A 1375-nucleotide genomic window follows, 5' to 3' on the forward strand; every position below is an offset into this window, starting at 1 on the left:
ACTATCACAGGCACCTTAACCCGAACAGCCGTTGCTACTGGTGCGGAGTTGGTTAGCTTTGGTGGGTTTAGCGCGAGTGATTATGCTACTATTCCTTATTCCAGTGATTTTGATTTTGGTACGGGGCCAGCGCATATTAGTCTTTGGTTAACGGGTTCGTCAGATATATACGGAAACTATATAATTAACAGACAAAATGATGCAGGAACATTTAGTTTTGCTCTTTATGCGCATGGTGACTCTCCACATTTTATACAATTGTACGTAAAAGATGCCTCTGGTGACACTGTAACAGAGTTTGAAGTTGATTATAGTGTGCCTAAATTCAAATTAGATTTAGTAAGGGATACTACAACTTCTTTTAGGTTATATATAGATGGAAGTCTTGTAGGTGTTGCATCTAGTGCCATTTCTATGACTGATTCTGACGCAAATGCTGAGGTGGGTATTGGAATCGGCACAGGAAATCACTTAGGTTATTATCCGTGGGAAGGTGAAATTGCTCTCTTGCGCATTGCTGCCATAGCAACAACAGCAGAACAAATCAAAGCTGACTATCTTGAAGAACTCCCAATGTTTCAAGAGAACGCTAAAGTCACTCTCAGTGGGAGTTCTAATTCAGTCTTAGCTCTTGATTATGATAAAACAACTGAAAATGTAACAGTCCTAACTGATGTTGTGGATACATTTAATGGCTTAATCAATGTCGAACAGGCAACCCTCACTGGAACAGGCCAATGTGTATCCGTTGGTGGGGGTGCAACTTTAATCGGCACGAGTAGTCAGGTTGATTTTGAAAAGCCTGAAATTAATTTAAGGGAAGAATTATCCCAAGTTCCTCAAAATGCCACTAATCTGCAAAAAGGTTTGGCAACGGCTAAACATATTACAGATATTGAAACTAATAATGATAAGATAAGCTTCGATTCTACTAGCTCTACAAAATTAGGAACTATTGAAGAATCTGCAGATGTTACAGATGCTACTAATGTGATCGCTGCTGGAGCTATAATGAAGTTAAAAACTTTAACTGCTGGAGAATCACTTGTAGATGGTGATCTTTGTTATCTTAAATCTGATGGCAAGATGTGGAAGACTTCTAGGAGTGCCACGACAACTATTGCTGGATTTTTAGCGATTTGTACTGAAACTATTTCTGCTGATGGAACTGGTGATTTTCTTCATGCTGGAATTTATACAACAACAGGGCTTACTGTAAGTAACATATTATTCGTAGATACTATGTCTGGCGATTGGACAGGAACAAAGCCTTCAACTACAGGTGATTTGGTTAGAATAATTGGTTATAGTCTGAGTACTACAGAGTTGTATTTTAATCCTGATGGACTTTATTTTGAAATTGGGTAGGTAAAAA

At 38.5% G+C, this 1375-nt stretch carries 1 protein-coding gene; it reads left to right on the top strand.

Annotated elements, in window-relative coordinates; all coding sequences use genetic code 11:
• A partial coding sequence (locus tag J7K40_14900) for a hypothetical protein (GenBank protein ID MCD6163688.1) occupies positions 1–1368 on the top strand: 1368 nt, incomplete at its 5' end.
• Positions 1369–1375 lie beyond the last annotated feature (7 nt).

The sequence above is a fragment of the Candidatus Zixiibacteriota bacterium genome, assembly GCA_021159005.1.
Lineage (GTDB): Bacteria > Zixibacteria > MSB-5A5 > UBA10806 > 4484-95 > JAGGSN01.